The 17,708-nt window shown below is 69.2% G+C and carries 13 protein-coding genes and 1 riboswitch; of the genes, 6 read left to right on the plus strand and 7 right to left on the minus strand.

Going from position 1 to position 17,708, the window contains the following annotated elements; translation table 11 throughout:
- The 3 genes from AC3A5Z_RS00970 to AC3A5Z_RS00980 all read right to left on the minus strand — a co-directional run bounded on the left by AC3A5Z_RS00970 (position 1) and on the right by AC3A5Z_RS00980 (position 4,031).
- A complete protein-coding gene (locus tag AC3A5Z_RS00970) occupies positions 1 to 1,536 on the minus strand; it encodes an acyl--CoA ligase (protein WP_487517547.1) in 1,536 nt (511 codons plus the stop codon).
- A gap of 215 nt (positions 1,537 to 1,751) precedes the next feature.
- Positions 1,752 to 2,753, minus strand: coding sequence for an LLM class flavin-dependent oxidoreductase (locus AC3A5Z_RS00975; RefSeq protein WP_487517548.1), 1,002 nt, complete (start codon positions 2,751 to 2,753; stop codon positions 1,752 to 1,754).
- A gap of 96 nt (positions 2,754 to 2,849) precedes the next feature.
- A complete protein-coding gene (locus tag AC3A5Z_RS00980) occupies positions 2,850 to 4,031 on the minus strand; it encodes an AI-2E family transporter (RefSeq protein ID WP_487517549.1) in 1,182 nt (393 codons plus the stop codon).
- 308 nt (positions 4,032 to 4,339) lie between these two features.
- Positions 4,340 to 4,536, plus strand: a riboswitch (cobalamin riboswitch).
- A gap of 54 nt (positions 4,537 to 4,590) precedes the next feature.
- On the opposite strand from AC3A5Z_RS00980, the gene AC3A5Z_RS00985 reads away from it, so the two are divergent.
- The gene (locus tag AC3A5Z_RS00985; RefSeq protein ID WP_487517550.1) at positions 4,591 to 5,826 is read left to right on the plus strand and encodes an aromatic ring-hydroxylating oxygenase subunit alpha; all 1,236 of its coding nucleotides are present in this window, start codon (positions 4,591 to 4,593) and stop codon (positions 5,824 to 5,826) included.
- Positions 5,823 to 6,896 (plus strand): FAD-binding oxidoreductase, encoded by a 1,074-nt coding sequence (locus AC3A5Z_RS00990; RefSeq protein WP_136793584.1) that lies wholly within the window; start codon positions 5,823 to 5,825, stop codon positions 6,894 to 6,896. The genes AC3A5Z_RS00985 and AC3A5Z_RS00990 overlap by 4 nt, the downstream gene beginning before the upstream one ends.
- Before the next feature lies 1 nt (position 6,897).
- Here AC3A5Z_RS00990 and AC3A5Z_RS00995 read toward each other — a convergent pair whose 3' ends face one another.
- A complete protein-coding gene (locus tag AC3A5Z_RS00995; RefSeq protein ID WP_487517551.1) occupies positions 6,898 to 8,262 on the minus strand; it encodes a BLUF domain-containing protein in 1,365 nt (454 codons plus the stop codon).
- 432 nt (positions 8,263 to 8,694) lie between these two features.
- Between AC3A5Z_RS00995 and AC3A5Z_RS01000 the strand changes: the two genes are divergently transcribed.
- The 4 genes from AC3A5Z_RS01000 to AC3A5Z_RS01015 all read left to right on the plus strand — a co-directional run bounded on the left by AC3A5Z_RS01000 (position 8,695) and on the right by AC3A5Z_RS01015 (position 12,288).
- The gene (locus AC3A5Z_RS01000) at positions 8,695 to 9,432 is read left to right on the plus strand and encodes an SDR family oxidoreductase (protein WP_487517552.1); all 738 of its coding nucleotides are present in this window, start codon (positions 8,695 to 8,697) and stop codon (positions 9,430 to 9,432) included.
- 11 nt (positions 9,433 to 9,443) lie between these two features.
- Complete coding sequence (locus tag AC3A5Z_RS01005; protein ID WP_487517553.1) at positions 9,444 to 10,292, plus strand: fumarylacetoacetate hydrolase family protein; 849 nt, start codon at positions 9,444 to 9,446, stop codon at positions 10,290 to 10,292.
- 120 nt (positions 10,293 to 10,412) lie between these two features.
- The gene (locus AC3A5Z_RS01010) at positions 10,413 to 11,540 is read left to right on the plus strand and encodes an aromatic ring-hydroxylating oxygenase subunit alpha (RefSeq protein ID WP_487518608.1); all 1,128 of its coding nucleotides are present in this window, start codon (positions 10,413 to 10,415) and stop codon (positions 11,538 to 11,540) included.
- A 52-nt stretch (positions 11,541 to 11,592) separates the two neighbouring features.
- Entirely contained in the window at positions 11,593 to 12,288 is a 696-nt protein-coding gene (locus tag AC3A5Z_RS01015) for a CbiX/SirB N-terminal domain-containing protein (RefSeq protein WP_487517554.1), read from the plus strand.
- Here AC3A5Z_RS01015 and AC3A5Z_RS01020 read toward each other — a convergent pair.
- The 3 genes from AC3A5Z_RS01020 to AC3A5Z_RS01030 form a co-directional block, all read right to left on the minus strand.
- The gene (locus AC3A5Z_RS01020) at positions 12,273 to 14,774 is read right to left on the minus strand and encodes a PAS domain-containing hybrid sensor histidine kinase/response regulator (RefSeq protein WP_487517555.1); all 2,502 of its coding nucleotides are present in this window, start codon (positions 14,772 to 14,774) and stop codon (positions 12,273 to 12,275) included. The genes AC3A5Z_RS01015 and AC3A5Z_RS01020 overlap by 16 nt on opposite strands.
- A 121-nt stretch (positions 14,775 to 14,895) precedes the next feature.
- Positions 14,896 to 16,290, minus strand: coding sequence for a glutamine synthetase family protein (locus tag AC3A5Z_RS01025; RefSeq protein WP_487517556.1), 1,395 nt, complete (start codon positions 16,288 to 16,290; stop codon positions 14,896 to 14,898).
- A gap of 13 nt (positions 16,291 to 16,303) precedes the next feature.
- Positions 16,304 to 17,677: an aspartate aminotransferase family protein gene (locus AC3A5Z_RS01030; RefSeq protein WP_487517557.1), complete on the minus strand. Its 1,374-nt coding sequence runs from the start codon at positions 17,675 to 17,677 to the stop codon at positions 16,304 to 16,306.
- Between the last annotated feature and the right edge of the window lie 31 nt (positions 17,678 to 17,708).

The raw sequence follows: 17,708 nt of genomic DNA on the forward strand, positions 1-17,708 counted from the left end.
TCAGGCTGCCCCGAGGCCGAGCTTTTCCGCCAGCCCGATGCGCTGCAGCTTGCCGGTGGCGCCCTTGGGGATCTCTTCCAGCAGGATCACCCGCCGCGGCACCTTGAAATCGGCCAGCCGCTCGGCGCAGAAGGCGCGGATCGCGGCCTCGTCGGCCTGCATTCCCTCGCGCAGCACCACGGCGGCGGCGACTTCCTCGCCCAGCTTGGCATGCGGCATGGCGAAGGTGACGACCTGCTGCACGGCGGGATGGTCCATCAGGATGCCGTCCACCTCCAGCGGCGAGACCTTCTCGCCGCCGCGGTTGATGATCTCCTTGAGCCGCCCGGTGAGGCCGAGATAGCCCTCGGCGTCGAGCGCGCCCTGATCGCCGGTGCGGAACCAGCGGTGGCCCTCGGCCTCGAAGAAGCTGCGGGCGTTGGCTTCGGGGTTGCCCTCGTAGCCGGGCGTGACGTTGGGGCCGGAGATCACCACCTCGCCGATGCCCTCGTCGAGCAGGCGGTTCTCGGTCTCATGCGCGATGCGCAGCAGCGGGCCCGCGGCGACGCCGACCGAGCCCGGTTTCTGCGTGCGCGGCGGCAGCGGGTTCGAGGCCATCTGATGCGCGGCCTCGGTCATGCCATAGGCCTCGATCACCGGGGCGCTGAAGGTGCGGGCCAGCTCCAGCATGACCTGCGCCGGCAGCGAGGCGGAGGAGGAGCGCAGGAAGCGCAGCGGCACGGCGTCGATCACCGGCTGGTTGCGGGCGGCGCGGCCGAGGATCGCCTGATGCATGGTCGGCACCGCGGTATACCAGGTGGGATGCGCGGTCTCCATCCAGCCGAAGAAGCGCAGCGCGTCGAAGCCCGGCGCGCACCAGACCGAGGCGCCGGCGGCGAGGCTCGCCGTGACGGCGGCGACGAGGCCGTGGATGTGGAACAGTGGCATCATGTTCAGGCAGCGGTCATGCGGCGTCAGCGCCAGCGACTGCGCGATGTGATGCGCCGAGGCCGAGACGTTGCTGTGCAGCAGCGGCACGATCTTGGGCCGCGAGGTGGTGCCCGAGGTGTGCAGGATCAGCGCCACGTCGCGCGGGCGGGCGGTGTCGCGGTCGGGCTCGCCGGGGGCTATGGTCTCCGCTCGGAGGGAAAAGCTGCCCGCCGGGTCGCGCGCGTCGTGGCCGAGCCGCAGGATGGCGAGCCCCGCCGCCTCGGCCGCGTCATGCGCCGGGCCGTCGTAGCCCTCGGCCAGCACGATGGCCTTGGCCTTCAGGTCGGACAGGTAGAAGGCGAATTCCTCCTGCCGGTAGCCGGGGTTCAGGGGTGCTGTGACCGCGGCCTGCGAGACGGCGATGAAGGCCGCGGCCATCTCCGGGCCGTTCGGCAGCACGATGGCCACCCGGTCGCCGCGCCCGATGCCCGCTGCATGCAGCGACTGAACGGTATGGGCCACCAGTTCGCGCAGCCCGGCATAGGTGAGCCAGGGCCGGTCGGGGGCACCGATGGCGAGGGCATCGTTCCGGTGGAAGGCGAAGAGGTCGGAGAGGGTGGCGGACATCGGGCGATTCCTCGGTGCGACTAGGCTCGGGGCGCGCACGCGGGGTCGCCCTCCGGCCCATGACGCGCTGCAATCGCGGCTGGGTCAAGCGGGATGAAAGGGGGAGCGTGATGGGGAGGGGACGGGGCGGTTCCCCGGGAGGGGACGCAGGCCGGAGAGGGGGCAGGCCGGTCGGCGGCTGGGGTGTCCGCCGCCGACCGCGAATCGCCGTCAGGTCACTCTGCCGCCTGTGCCACGTCGCGCAGCGCCTCGGCGGCAATCTCGAACGACCGCATCCGCGCCTTGGCGTCGTGGATCTGCCCGGTCAGGATCACCTCGTCCGGCTGGTGCCGCGCGATCAGCGCCCGCAGCTCCTGCCGCACGGTGTCGGGGCCGCCGGTGGCCGAGACATGCAGCGCCTGCTCGACCATGTGCTGCATCGCGGGGTCGATGACGGTGGAGAGATCCTCCACCGGGCGCGGCAGCTTGCCGGGATTGCCGGTGCGCAGATTGGCGAAGGCCTGCTGCATCGAGGTCTTGAGGTAGTAGCCCTCGGCGTCGGTCTCGCCGGCGAAGACGTTCACCGCCAGCATGAAACGCGGTTTCGCCAGTTGGGCGGAAGGCCGGAAGGTCTCGCGGTAGACCCGGATCGCCTGCGTCAGGGCCTGCGGCGCGAAATGCGAGGCGAAGGCATAGGGCAGGCCGAGATGCGCGGCGAGCTGCGCGCCATAGAGGCTGGAGCCGAGGATCCAGATCGGCACGTGGGTGCCGATGCCGGGCACGGCCATGACCTGCGCGCCGGGGACCGGGTCGCCGAGGTAATGCTGCAGCTCCATCACGTCGCCGGGGAAGTTGTCGGCATTGTCCATGTTGCGCCGCAGCGCCTGCGCGGTGCGCCCGTCGGTGCCGGGGGCACGGCCGAGGCCGAGGTCGATCCGGTCGGGGAACATGGTGGCCAGCGTGCCGAAAGCCTCGGCCACCATCAGCGGCGCGTGGTTCGGCAGCATGATGCCGCCCGAGCCGACGCGGATCGTCGAGGTATGCGCCGCGACCTGACCGATGACGATGGCGGTGGCGGCGCTGGCGATGCCGGCCATGCTGTGATGCTCGGCCAGCCAGAAACGGTGATAGCCGAGCGCCTCGGCGTGTCGGGCAAGCTCGACCGTGTTCTTCAGCGCATCGGCGGTGCTGGAGCCCTCGGGAACGGGGGACAGATCGAGGACGGAATAGGGGATCATGGGATGCTCCGGGCCTTTGCCTTGGCCCCCCGATATGGGGTCGCGGACGATAAAGAAAAGCCCTGCCGTTCGTGCAGCACGAATGGCAGGCCCGGGTCAGACCTGCGGATCGCGGCGCCCGGGGCGGGGCGGGGGCGGCGGCAGGCCCTTGCTGCGGGCATCGACGATGTCGATCTCGCGCTGCCATTCGCGCCACATGGCCACCAGAAGCGCCATCAGCACCGGGCCGACGAAGAGCCCGACGATGCCCATGGTCTTCACCCCGCCGATCAGGCCGAAGAAGGTGGGCAGGAAGGGCAGCTTCACCGGGCCGCCGACCAGCACCGGTCGGATGGTCTTGTCGACGATGAACAGTTCCACCGTGCCCCAGATGAACAGCGCGAGCCCGGCGAAGGGCGAGCCGCTGGCGGCGAGATAGGCCGAGACCAGCGTGAAGCACAAAGGCGCGCCGCCGGGGATCAGCGCCATGAAGCCGGTGATGACGCCCAGTGTCACCGGCGAGGACATGCCCGCGATCCAGTAGGCGACACCGAGGATCACGCCCTCGCCGATGGCGATCAGCGTCATGCCGGTGACGGTGGAGGAGATGGTGGCGGGAACCACGCGCGACAGCCGGTCCCAGCGTTCGGGCAGGATGCGGGCGCCGACGCGGTCGATCTGCCCGGCAATCCGCTCGCCGTCGCGGTAGAAGATGAAGAGCGCGATCAGCATGAAGAGCAGCGTCAGCGCCAGATGGAAGGCCAGCGTGCTGGCCGTCAGGATGCCGCGGTAGATCGAGCCGATGTTGGCGCCGCTGACCAGCTGCACCAGCTCGCTGATCGCGCCGGGCCGGCCGATGTATTCGCGCCACTGCAGCGCCAGCCAGTCGCCCGCCTGCGGAAAGCCCTCGAGCCATTGCGGCGGCGGTGCGCCGGTGCTGTTGGTGCTGACGGCCCAGCTGATCCAGACCTGCAGCTCGCCGAAGGCATAGACCAGCGCCATCATCACCGGGATGACGATGAAGGACACGATCAGCAGCACAAGGAGCGCTGCCGCCGTCATCCGGCTGATGTGCAGCATCCGCTCCAGCCGCAGCATCACCGGCCAGCTGGCGAAGGCGATGACCAGCGCGGCCAGTACCGGCACGATGAAGCCGTGGAAGAAATAGACCGAGGCCGCGAGCACCAGCAGCAGAAGCCAGCGGGCGGCGGAGATGTCGGTGATCAGCGGACGTCGGGCGCTGCGCTTGGCGGCGGCGCGGGAGGAATCGGCGATCACGAGTCTGTCCTGGTCCGTCATGTCAGGTCGGCCCGCGCTGTCTGCTTCATGCCCGCAATCTCTTCGTCTGATCCGGGCAGCCTGCCCGGCTTTTCCTACTTAAGCATTTGCCCGACCGATGCACCATTGCCCAAAGGGACTTCGGGAAAAAATCGGGCCTGCCTGCCGGGACCAGAGCCTAGGCATCGCATGTGACCCTGTCGAGACAGGCGGGCCGCCGGGTGCGCACAAAACCGTCAGTCCCGGCCTCGGCCGCCCGCGCCGATGCAGGATGTCAGATTTCGCCGGAGAAATGTCGAGTTCCGGCAGCGGGCGGCGAAAGCTCTGCCCTATGGTTCGCGGGCAAGGTGCCGCATCGGAGACGGGGCGGAGAATTGGGAAGCCGGTGCAAGGCCGGCGCTGCCCCCGCAACGGTGACAGAGAGTGCGGCGCGATGGGAGGCCACTGGAGCATGCTCCGGGAAGGTGTCGCGCCGGGCGGAAGCCGCTCTGCAAGCCCGGAAACCAGCCTTCGCACGTCACCCGCGGGCTTTCCGCACACCCATTCTCGTCGCGGGGCGCGACCACCGGAGAGGCAGACCATGCTGGCAGACCACGAAGCGCTGAGGCTTCTGACATCCCGCAAACCGAAACATGCGCTGGAGCAGCCGCTCTACACGGACCCGGGCGTGTTCGACGCCGATCTGCGGATGCTGTGGTACCGCGACTGGCTGCTGGCGATCCCGGCCTGCGAGATCCCGAAGACCGGCAATTTCGTGACGCTGCAGGTCGGCGCCTATCCGGTGGTGATCGTGCGCGGCGCCGACGGGCAAGTGCGCGCCTTCCACAACGTCTGCCGTCACCGCGGCCAGCGGCTCTGCTCGGTGATGAAGGGCTCGAGCCCGAAGCTGGTCTGCCCCTATCACCAGTGGACCTACGAGCTGGACGGGCGGCTGCTCTATGCCCGCGACATGGATGCCGATTTCGATCCGGCAAAGCACGGGCTGAAGCCGGTGCATTGCCGCGTGGCGGGCGGGATCGTGTTCATCTCGCTGGCCGAGACCGCGCCGGAATTCGACGGGCTGGGGGCGGAGTTGGAGCGCTACCTGGCGCCGCACATGCTGAACGACGCCAAGGTGGTGCATTCCTCGACCATCGTCGAGAACGGCAACTGGAAGCTGGTGATCGAGAACAACCGCGAGTGCTATCACTGCGGCGGCAACCATCCCTCGCTGTGCCGGACCTTCTCGGACAAGCCGGTGATCACTGCGCCGAACGACAGTGGGTCCGAGACCGAGGTGACGCGGCACTGGGAGCGTTGCGAGGCGGCGGGGCTGCCGTCGCAGTTCCTGATCCACCCGACCTCGCAATGGCGTCTGGCCCGCGTGCCTCTGCTGAACAACGCCGAGAGCTACACGATGGACACCAAGCGCGCCTGCGCCAAGCCGCTGGGGACCATGCCGTTCTTCGATGCCGGTAGCCTTCTGTTCTTCCACTATCCCAACAGCTGGAACCACTTCCTCGGCGATCACGCCATCGTCTTCCGCGTGCTGCCGCTGACGCCGACCACCACCGAGGTCACGACCAAGTGGATCGTGCACAAGGATGCGGTCGAGGGGGTGGATTACGACATCAAGCGGCTGACCGAGGTCTGGCTGGCCACCAATGACGAGGACCGCCGCGTGGTCGAGGAGAACCAGGCCGGGATCAACTCGCCCGCCTACGAGCCCGGACCCTATTCCTCGATGCATGAGGACGGGGTGATCCAGTTCATCGACTGGTATGCCGAGACCATGACCGAGCGCCTCGCGCCCCGCACCGCGATGGCTGCGGAATGAGCGCGGCGAGCCTCTCCCGCACCGCGGCCTGGAAGGATTCGGAGCCGCTGGAATGCGTGATGGTCGTGCCGGAGGCGCCCAATGTGGCGACCTTCGCCTTCCGCGCGCCCTCGGGCGCCTGGTTCGACTATCTGCCGGGCCAGTTCCTGACGCTGGAGCTGCCGGTGCCCGGCGGGTCGGTCTGGCGGACCTACACGATCTCCTCCAGCCCGTCGCGGCCGCTGTCGATTTCGGTCACGGTGAAGGCCCAGCCGGGCAGCGTGGCCGGGCGCTGGATGCTCGACAACCTGAAGCCGGGGATGAAGATCAAGGCGGTGGGGCCCGCGGGCATCTTCTCGACGCTGAACCATCCCTCGCCCAAGCATCTGTTCATCTCGGCGGGGTCGGGGATCACGCCGGTGATGTCGATGGCGATGTATCTCTGGGACCTCGGCGCGGCGCCGGATGTCGTGCTGATCAACTGCGCCCGCCGCCCGTCGGAGATCATCTTCCGCGAGCGGCTGGAGCACATGGCCTGCCGCGTGCCGGGGCTGAAGCTGCGCTTCGTGGTGAAGGAGCCCGATCCCTACCGGGTCTGGACCGGCTACGAGGGGGCCTTCAACCAGCTGATGCTGGGCCTGATGGCGCCAGATTATCTGGAGCGCGAGGTGTTCTGCTGCGGGCCGGAGTCCTTCATGCAGTCGGTGCGCGACATGCTGAACGCGCTGGGCTTCGACATGGCGCGCTATCACCAGGAAAGCTTCCAGGCGCCGGTGGCGACCGAGGCCGATGCGCCGGTGATTGAGGATGTGGTGCCGGATGCGGCGACCGAAGCCGAGATCACCTTCGAATCCTCGGGCGTGACCATGGCCTGCGCCCAGACCGACACGGTTCTGCTGGTGGCGCGGGCGGCGGGGCTGAACATCCCCTCGGGCTGCACCTTCGGGCTCTGCGGCACCTGCAAGATCAGGAAGACCGCGGGCGAGGTGCATATGGTGCACAACGGCGGCATCTCGGACGAGGATATCGCCGAAGGCTACATCCTCGCCTGCTGTTCCAACCCGATCGGCCGGGTGGCGGTGGAGGTCTAGCCTAGGCGCTCTGCCGCTTGCGGCTCACCATGCGCTCGGCCACCGAGGGTATGACATTGGCCAGAAGGAAACTGCTGTTGATCCGCTTGGCACAGCAGGCGGCGCCCGGCTGGCGGCAGGCGCGCATCGAGCCGCAATCGGCCCCGTCGGGGCAGGCGACGCGAACGACGGCGGTGGTCACGTCGAGCAGGTGATCGAACCATGCGCCGACGCCCATGGCGATCAGATCCTCTGGCGGGCGCTGGGCGAGGCGGCCGCCCAGCACGATGCGCAGCCGCGCCAGTTCGGGATCGGTGCGCAGCCGGGCGATCAGCCGGACCAGCCGCGCGTCGTGATGCGCGGGGTCGAGGAGGCTCGCGGCAAGCACCAGCGTCCGCGTCTCCGACTGCTTCAGCCGGGCCACGAGCTCGTCATCGGTCTGCGGATAGAGCACGAGCGTCGACCAGCCCGCGGCGCGCAGCATCTCGCCCGAGATCGTTGCCTCGAGAAAGCGCGTCTCGCCCGGCACGGCGGCGACCGTCACGGCGCCATGGCTCTTCTGCGGGTCGGGAACGTGGTGGATGCGGCGGAGCACCAGTTGCAGCGCGGCGGCGGACAACCCGACCTGCATGATCGACGGCCCGTCCTCGCGCAGCCTCTCGCAGAGCGCCTCGGCATAGGCCTCGTAGAGCCGGGCGAAATCGGCGGGGGTGGGGCCGTAGTCGCGGAACAGCGCTTCGATCGCCTCCAGCTCGCCCAAAGGGTTGGGGCCGAGCAGCAGCTCCATCAGCCCGGTCGCCTTGTCGGCCAGCTGCACCCGCTGGGCCACGCGCGGCGAGACGGCACGCAGGGCGACCGTCGCCATCCCGCAGGACGGACCCGCCATTGCCCCGGCACGGGGCAGGCTGTGGGAGTCGCTGACATCACTGAGGAACCGGCGCACGGCGAATATCCCTTCCTTGTGCAGAGCCGCGGCATTGCCCGGCACTGCCGCCCCATCCACGACGATCACCTTGTCGCGCTGCCCGCAGGACAGATGCGCGGCCTCGTCCTCGGAACAGGAGAGCTGCATGTGCCAGTCGCCGAAGCGGCGGCGGGTGACACGTTCCTTCGACAGGATCTCGATCCCGCGGTGGCGCCCGTCCTTGAGGATGCGCTGCATGGTCGCCTCCACCGCGGCTGCGGGGCCTTCCAGCCATTGCAGAAAATGCCCGCCGCTGAAGAACAGCACACCCGTCACGCCGTCCTTGCTGTTGCGCTCCTGCGCTGCCGCGGTGAGCCCCAGCATGTCGGGCAGGCCCAGTCCCGGCCCCGCGAGGCTGCGGTAGCACAGGGAGATCAGCCCTGATTCCGATGTGGAGCCGCCGCGTGTCATGTCCTGTGCCATGCCTCGCCCTTAATCCTGTGCTGGCGACCAAACAAGTTTCGAGCCCCTGCCTGCGTCAATCCGTCCTGCCCTGCCGGCCGCCCGCTGCCCGACCGTCCCCCGTGCCGCGCGGATCCGAGGCCCCCGCGGTTCGCCTGCTCTGCCGGTGACCTGCCCGGTCCGCCGGCCAACCCTGTAATGGCAGGGGCGGCCGCGCAAATTCGCTATCCCTTTGTCAGCATTGAGCCGCCCCTCGGGCGAGTCAAGCAAGCCCAAAGGGGTGCGGCAACTTGGCCTGTGGAGAACTGCACCCGCCGCGCGACCCTCGCGGCGGACGGTGCATCCGGCGGGCGGCGGCTCAAAGATACCGCCCGGATGTGCATTATGGCACGGCGGGTCTTGCACCCCGGCGCGGAATCGCGACCAATCGCCGGGGAGGAAACGGAGGACAGAATGAGACGGCTGACGGGCAAGACCGCGATGGTGACGGCGGCGGGGCAGGGGATCGGGCGGGCCTCGGCGCTGGCCATGGCGCGCGAGGGGGCGCGGGTGATCGCGACCGACGTGAACGAGACGGCGCTGGCAGCGCTGGCCAAGGAGGGGCTGGAGGTGCGCGTGCTCGACGTGCGCGACAAGGCCAGCATCGCCGCCGCGGTGAGCGCCGCCGGGTCGGTGGACGTGCTGTTCAACTGCGCGGGCTTCGTCGCTTCGGGGACCATCCTCGACTGCGACGAGGAGCAATGGGCCTTCAGCCTCGATCTGAACCTGACGGCGATGTATCGCATGTGCCGCGCCTTCCTGCCCGGCATGCTGGAGCGCGGCGGCGGCAGCATCATCAACATGTCCTCGGCGGCCTCCTCGGTGATCGCCGCGCCGAACCGCTTCGTCTATGGCACCACCAAGGCCGGGGTGATCGGGCTGACCAAGGCCATCGCCGCCGATTTCATCACCCGCGGCATCCGCTGCAACGCGATCTGCCCCGGCACGGTGGACAGCCCCTCGCTGGAGCAGCGCCTGCGCGACACCGGGGACTATGAGACGGCGCGGGCCGCCTTCATCGCCCGCCAACCCATCGGACGGATCGGCCGCGCAGAGGAGATCGCGCATCTGGCGGTCTATCTCGCCTCCGACGAAAGCAGCTACACCACCGGCGTCGCCCATGTGATCGACGGCGGCTGGGCCAATACCTGAAAGGAACAACGATGAAACTTCTGCGCCATGGTCCCGCCGGGGCCGAAAAGCCCGGCATCCTCGCCGAAGACGGCACGATCCGCGACCTGATCTCGGTGGTCGGCGACATCGCGGGCGACGTGCTGTCGGACGCCGGGCTGGAGGCGATCCGCAAGGCCGATCTGACCGCGCTGCCCGTGGTCGATGCCTCGACGCGCCTCGGCCCCTGCGTGGCGGGGACCGGCAAGTTCATCTGCATCGGGCTGAACTATTCGGACCACGCCGCCGAGACCGGCGCGACCGTGCCGCCGGAGCCGATCATCTTCATGAAGGCGACCTCGGCCATCGTCGGGCCGAACGACCCGATCCTCATCCCGCGCGGTTCGGTGAAGACCGACTGGGAGGTGGAGCTGGCCATCGTCATCGGCACGAAGGCGAAATACGTCACCGAGGATCAGGCGATGGCCCATGTGGCGGGCTATTGCGTGGCCAATGACGTGTCCGAACGCGCCTTCCAGTCCGAACGCTCCGGCCAGTGGACCAAGGGCAAGAGCTGCGACAACTTCGGCCAGCTCGGGCCCTGGCTGGTGACCCGCGACGAGGTGGCCGACCCGCAGAACCTGCCGATGTGGCTGACGGTGAACGGCAAGACCATGCAGGACGGCTCGACGAAGACCATGGTCTACGGGGTGAAATACCTCGTCAGCTACCTGTCGCAGTTCATGACGCTGCACCCGGGCGACGTGATCTCCACCGGCACCCCTCCCGGCGTCGGGCTGGGGATGAAGCCGCCGCAGTTCCTCAAGGCCGGCGACGTGGTCGAGCTGGGTATCGAGGGGCTGGGCCAGCAGCGGCAGGACGTGATCGCCGATCCGGCCTGATCTGCCTCTTCCCGCGGCGCGGCGGCACTGCGCTGCCCCGCTGCGGGGTCTGCGATGCAGGGGAAACTTGACTTTGGCCGCCCCCGGTCCAAGCTGGTGGAAACCGCCTGCGAGGATGCCTTGACCCATCACAGCCCCGCGCTTGCCGAGCTTCGCGCCAATGTCGCCGTGCCCTTCGAGCAGGCGCGGGCGATGCCGAAATCGGTCTATACCTCGCCCGAGTTCCTGGAGCTGGAGATGCAGCACATCTTCGCCCGCGACTGGCTCTGCGCCGGGCGGGCCGATGCACTGCCCGAGCCCGGCGACTACCTGACGATGACCATCGCCGCGGAGCCTGTCATCGTGCTGCGCGACCGCGAGGGGGCGTTGCGCGCCATGTCCAACGTCTGCCGCCACCGCATGTCGACGCTGCTGGAGGGGCGGGGCAATGCGCGCTCCATTGTCTGCCCCTACCACGCCTGGACCTACAATCTCGACGGCTCCCTGCGCGGCGCGCCGGCGATGGCGCTGAACGAGAGCTTCTGCAAGGAGGCCAACGGCCTGCCGCAGGTGCGCTGCGAGGAATGGCTCGGCTGGATCATGGTCACGCTGAACCCCGAGGCCGTGTCGCCGCGGGAGAAGCTGGCCGACGTGGAGCGGCTGGTCGGCAAGTTCCACATGGAGAGCTACGTCGAAGCCTTCCGCGAGGAGTTCCGCTGGGGCACCAACTGGAAGGTGCTGGCCGAAAACTTCATGGAGAGCTACCACCTGCCGGTCTGCCATGCCGGGACCATCGGCGGCACGGTGGATCTGTTGAAGATGACCTGCCCCGAGGGGCTGCCCGCCTTCAACTACCACTACATCATCAAGAACGACGCGCTGGACCTGACGCTGGCGCATCCGACCAACACCACGCTGGAGGGCGACGACCGGCGCACGACATGGCTGATCTCGGTCTACCCCTCGCTGATGATCACGCTGAGCCCCGGCTATTTCTGGTATCTCTGCCTGACGCCGGACGGGCCGGGCCATGTGAACGTGCTGTTCGGCGGCGGTCTGGCGCCGGAGTTTGTCGCCGACCCCAAGGCGGCGGAGCACTTCGCCCGGCTGAAGGCGCTGCTCGACGACGTGAACGTCGAGGACAAGGGCTGCGTGGAGCGGGTCTACCGCGGCCTTTGCGCCGGCATGTCCGAACCGGGCCCGCTGTCGCATCTGGAGCGGCCGAATTTCGATTTCGCCCGCTATATCGCCGGGATGATGCCCGACTGACTTGCTCCCGCAGCGCCGGCGGCTAGGTTCTGCCGGAACGAAGGGGAGACGCATGACAGATCACCGACCCGCCGCGCTGATCGTGGCGCATGGCCAGCCTTCGGACCCCGCTCCGGCGGCGGCAGAGATCGCCGCTCTGGCCGCCCGGGTCGCGGACCACCTGCCGGGCTGGCATGTCGGCTCGGCCACGCTGGCCGAGGCCGATGCCCTGCCGCACGCGGTGGCGGGGGTGGCGCCGGGGATCGTCTATCCGCTGTTCATGGCCGGGGGCTGGTTTACCCAGACCCTGCTGCCGAAGCGCCTGACCGAGGCGGGCGGCGCGGGCTGGCGCATCGCGGAGCCCTTCGGCACCGATCCGGCGGTGGCCGACCTGACCGTGACGCTGGCGCGCGAGGCGCTGGATGGGCGGCGCGAGATCCTGCTGGCGGCGCATGGCTCGTCGCGCAGCAGCGCACCGTCGGATATCGCCTTTGCCATGGCGGCGCGGCTGAAGGCCGATCTGGGGCTGAGCCGCTGCGAGGCCGCCTTCATCGACCAGACGCCACAGATCGTCCATGTCGCGCCGACCATGCCCGACGCGCTCTGCCTGCCGTTCTTCGCTGCGCGTGGCGGGCACGTCATCGACGACCTGCCCGAGGCGCTGGCCGAGGCCGGGTTTCGCGGCCCGGTGCTGCCGCCGGTCGGTCTCGACCCGCGGGTGCCGGCGCTGATCGCCGCCGCCCTGCGCCGCGCCTATTCCCCGGTCTGAGCCGGCCTCAGCCGCCGTTCCAGCGCGCTGCGCGTACTCTGCCAGAGCCCCGGCAGGGCGCACAGATCGGTAGCGGAGACGGTGCCCTCGCGCGTGTCCTGCATCATTCGCCGCAGCAGCCCGTGCAGCGGATGCGCGCCGAAGGTGCCGATGGCGCCCGCGAACTGATGCGCCAATGCGCCGAGCGTCTTGGGATCGGGCTCTGCCCCGAGAGCGGCGATGCGCTGCATCAGCATCTCGCCATCCCCCAGCATCTGCCGGATCAGCGCCGCAACGGCGATCGGGCCAAGCTGCTCTTCCAGTTCGGCCAGAGGCGCCGGGTCGAGCGCTTCGGGTTCCTCCGGCGGCTGCGCAATGGGCCCGGGCTGCAGACTGCGCAGCAGGTCGGTCCGGCCGACCGGCTTCTGCAGGAATCCGTCGAGCCCCGAGCCGCGCATCTCCTCCTGCTGGCTCGACAGCGCATGCGCGGTCAGCGCGAGGATGCGCGAGCCCGCGCTGGGCCCGCCGCCATCGCGGATGCGGCGCGCCACCTGAAAGCCGTCGAGCCCCGGCATGCTGATATCGGTCAGCACCACGTCGAAGGCCCGGGTCTGCGCCTCGGCCAGCCCGGTCTTGCCGTCGCGCGCCTCGACGACGACATGCCCCTCGCTCTCGATGAAGCTGCGGGCGATGAAGCGGTTGATGTCATTGTCCTCGATGACCAGCACCGTCAGCCGGTCCGGGCGCGTGCTGGGCTCTTCCTCGGCCTGAGGGGCGGGCAGGGCCCCCGTTTCGGCGCGGATCAGCGGCAGGCGCAGCCAGAAGCGACTGCCGCGATTGGGCATGCTGAAGGCGCCGATGTCGCCGCCCATCGCCCGCGCGAGCCGCCGCGCGATGCCGAGCCCCAGCCCGGTGCCACCCGACCGCCGGTCGTAGCCGGAATCGAGCGTCACGAAATCCTCGAAGATGCGCTCAAGATCAGCGGCGGCGATGCCGATGCCGGTGTCGATCACCCGGATCTCGAACATTGGCCCGGTCTCGTCGCGGATCGCCTCGGTCTCGACGGTGATCCGCCCGTCATGGGTGAACTTGGCCGCGTTGTTCAAGAGGTTCAGCAGGATCTGTCGCAGCCGCATCGGGTTGCCCATCACCGTGCCCAAGGGGCCGCCCGGTGTGCGCACCTCGATCCGGTTGCCTGCCGAGGCCGCCAGACCCACCTGATTGGCAACGCAATCGCCGATCAGCTTGTCCAGATCGAAGGCCACCTTCACCGGCTCCATCGGCTGTGCCTCGAAGCGGGCGATGTCGAGTACCGAGTTCACATGGTCGAGCAGGATCTCCGCCGACGTGCCCAGCACCCGCACAAGGTCGCGCTGCCGGGCGTCGAGCGGGGTATGGGCGATCAGCTCGATCGAGCCTTTCAGCCCATTGAGCGGCGTGCGCATCTCGTGGCTCATCACCGCGAGGAAATTGGCCTTGGCCCGCTCGCCCGCCAGCGCCCGGTCGCGCGCTTCGGTCAGGTCGCGCTCGGCATGGCGCCGGGCCGAGATGTCGCGCAGCAGCGCCACGACGATGCTGCCCGAATCGGCCCGCGCCAGCGCCAGCGAACATTCGACCGGAAAGCGCTGGCCGGTCGCGTGCTGCGCCTCGACCTCCAGCCGCAGGGGGTTGGCGGCGGTGAAATTTGCCGTCCGCACCGCCTCGCTCAGCTGCGCCTGTTGCGCCGCCACCGTATCGGGCGGGAACAGCATGGTCATCGCATTGGCCCCGATCAGCGCCTCGCGCGGATAGCCGAAGATCGCCACGGCGGCGCGGTTGCAATCCTGCACCCGGCCCTCGAGATCGGTGACGAGGATCGCATCCGCCGAGGTGGCAAAGATCGTCTCCAGCCGCGCCCCGGTGCGCAGGCTCTCCTCGGCCTTCTCCTTGGAGCCGAGATAGAGCCGCAGCAGCTGGATCGACAGCACGCTCAGCATCACCACCAGCAGGACCGTCAGCAGCACCAGCCGCAGCAGCGCCCCGCCCAGACGCAGCCGCTCGGCATCGGCGGCAAGCTGCGCCGCACTCTCGCTGCGCAGCTCCAGCGAGGCGGCGGCGGCCTCTGCCGGAAGGATGCGGGCCGAGATCTCCGGCAGCACCCCGCGCAGCGTGGCGTCGCCCGCGGCAAAGACCTGCTCCAGCCCGCCGACCAGCCGTGCCAGCGCGGCGATATCCTCGGCATAGCCCTCGGCGGGGATCGGGCCACCGTCGCGGGGGGTGCTGACCAGCTCGCCGACATGGGCGGCCAGCACCTGAAAGTTCAGTCGCGCCGCATCGAGCCCGGCCCCGGGGTTCAGCCGCTCTTCCAGAACCGCGCTGCGCAACTCCAGCACCTCGTCATGGATCTCGCCCAGCAGCCAGTGCAGGTGGTCGTCCTCGACTGCATCGAGCACGAGTATGCGCTGCCGCGCGTCGAGCGACAGCCCGACGATGGCCGCGACAGAGATCACCACGGCGGCCGCCGTCACCGGCAGGCGGACCCTCTTCCAGGCCGCGGAACCCGGGGACGGATCGTGGTGGATATGCGAGCGAGGCGAAGCCATTGCCCCCGCAGCCTAAGCCAGTGCCGCTGGACAATCCAGCGCGCGCTCAAACCGTGTGCAGATAGAGGTCGAAATCCACTTCCGAGATCGTCCGCGCCACCCGGGCGTATTCCGAGGCCTTGATCGCGGTGAAGGTGCGGTGCATCTCGTGCCCCAGCGCCTCCTTCAGGAAGTCAGAGCCCTGCGCCGCGACGATGGCCCCGCGCCAGTCCACCGGGATCGGCGGCGCGTCCTGCCCGTCGGCATAGCCATTGCCGGTGGTCTCGGGACCCGGATCGATCTTGTGGGCCAGACCATGGCGGATGCCTGCCAGCACCGTCGCCGCGACCAGATAGGGGTTGCTGTCCACCCCCGCCGGGCGATGCTCGATCCGCCGCGCCTTGATGTCGCCTGCCGGGATGCGCAGCGCCACCGAGCGGTTGTTCACCCCCCAGGTCGGCGAGACCGGCGCATAGCTCTGGCTGGCGAAGCGGCGCCAGCTGTTCGCATGCGGCGCGAAGACCAGCATCGATTCGCCCATCGTCGCGCGCAGCCCGCCGAGCGCGTGCAGGATCGGCTGCGACCACTGGCCCTCGACCTCCTCGACGAAGACGTTGCGGCCCTCGCGGTCCAGAAGCGAGACGTGCAGATGCATCCCCGACCCGGCGTAGCTTTCCACCGGCTTCGCCATGAAACAGGCCGTCACCCCATGCGCCCGCGCCTGCGCCCTCACGATCCGCTTCAGCCGCATCAGATCGTCGGCAGCCTGCAGGATGTCGGTGCGGTAATGCAGCGTCAGCTCGTACTGGCCCGGAGCATATTCCGAGATCATGGTCTCGGCCTTGATCCCGGCCTTCTCGGCCCCGGCATAGATGTCGGAGAAGAGCGGCAGCATCCCGTGCAGGTGATCGACCGAATAGACCTCGGTCTTGCTGGAAGGCCGGCCGTCCAGCACGTCGCGCGCGGGCTGCACCTTGCCGTCGGGGCCACGGTCATTGGCGAGCAGGAAGAACTCCAGCTCGAAGGCCGCGGCGGGGAACAGCCCCTCGGCGGCCATCGCCTCGACCTGCCGCTGCAGGGCGTGGCGTGGGTCCGAGGTCATCGGCCGGCCCTCGAGATCATACATGCACATGAAGACCTCGCCGCGCGGCGGGGTGGTGCCATGCAGCGGCGCCAGCGTCCCCGGCACCGGCCAGGCGCGCAGGTCGCCGTCGCCCTGATCCCAGATGAGGCCCGTCTCGTGCACATCCTCGCCGCAGATGTCGAGGCCGAGGATCGAGATCGGCAGATGCCGCCCGCCCTTGTAGAAAGCCAGGAGCTCGTGCCGCCGGATGATCTTGCCGCGCCCGATGCCATTGGCGTCATGCAGCACGATGTCGAAGGCCTCGATCTCGGGATGGGCGGCAAGGAAGGCTTCGGCCTCCGCGACGGTGGAGCCCGAGGGGCTGGCGGTCAGGGTCATTCGTTACGGACTTTCAGGCAAAGAGGTCGGAGAGGATTTCGTCGAAGGCGCCGATCAGCCGGTCGATCTGCCGCTTTCGCGTGGCCGGGCTGACCAGCATCATGTTGTGGAACGGCGCGATCAGGCAGCCGCGGTTCAAAAGCGCCAGATGCAGCGCGCGCTCGACATCCGGGTGATGCGCGGCCATCGCCTCGGCCCCGGTCTTCAAGGGGCCGGGGGCGCAGACGAACTCCACCCGCGCGCCGACGCGAACCACATGCCACGGCGCCTCGACCCGGTCGATCACCGCCGTGAGCCCATGGCCCAGCCGCGCCGCGCCCTCTTCCATATGGGCATAGGCCTCGGCGGTCATCACCTCGGCCAGCGTGGCGCGCAGGCAGGCGAATTGCATCGGATTGGCCGAAAGCGTGGTGCCCATGCCGGAATGGCCGGCGGGCCGGGTCTCGTCATAGGCGGCGAAGCGGTCGGCGAGCGCGGGCGTCAGGCCCCAGACCGCCGTCGGCATCCCGCCCGCCACGCATTTGCCCGCCACGAAGATGTCGGGCGACAAAGAATGCACCTTCGTGTAGCCGCCGAGCCCGCTGGAGATCGTATGGGTCTCGTCGAGGATGAGGAGCGCGCCGTGGCGGCGGCTGAGCGTGCGCAGCGCGTCGTGAAAGCCCGCCTCGGGCAGCACCATGGCGCAATTGGTCATCACCGGCTCGGTCAGGATCGCCGCGATCTCGCCGGTGGCCAGCGCCGCCTCGACCGCCGCGGTGTCGTTGAACTCCACCGCCACCGCCGTCAGCCCCAGATCGGCGACCTGTCCCACCAGACCGGGGCGGGCGACGGTCCTCCCGTGCAGCAACTCCACCATCGTCTCGTCCACCGTGCCGTGGTAGCAGCCGTTGAACACCAGCACCTTGGGACGCCCGGTCACCGCGCGGGCGACGCGCAGCGCGAAACGGTTGGCGTCGGTGGCAGTGGTGGCGATCTGCCAGCGGAACAAGCCGAAGCGCTCTGTCAGAAGCCGCCCGGCCTCCAGCGCGTCCTCGGTGGGCAGCATGTAGGTCAGGCCGCGCCGCGCCTGATGCCGGATCGCCTTGGCCACCGGGGCAGGGGAATGGCCGAACATCGAGCCGGTGTCGCCGAGGCAGAAATCATCCACCCCGTAGCCGTCGACATCGGTCAGCCGCGCGCCCTCGGCCTTGGCCACCAGCAGCGGGAAGGGCTGCGGCCAGTCCTTCATCCAGTGCATCGGTACGCCGCCGAGGAAGTAGGCCGAGCCTTCGGCCAGCGCCGCCTTGGTCTTGGGCCGCGACTGGGCAAAGCGCCGGGTCTCGCGCGCGACGAGCGCGTCGAGCCGGTCGCGCAGGATGCCGGCGGTGTGGTCGATGGGCTGGATCATGGCGTTCTCCCTCGGCTTGCTTATCCCAAGG

The sequence above is a fragment of the Cereibacter sp. Soil_C_27 genome (genome assembly GCF_057657095.1).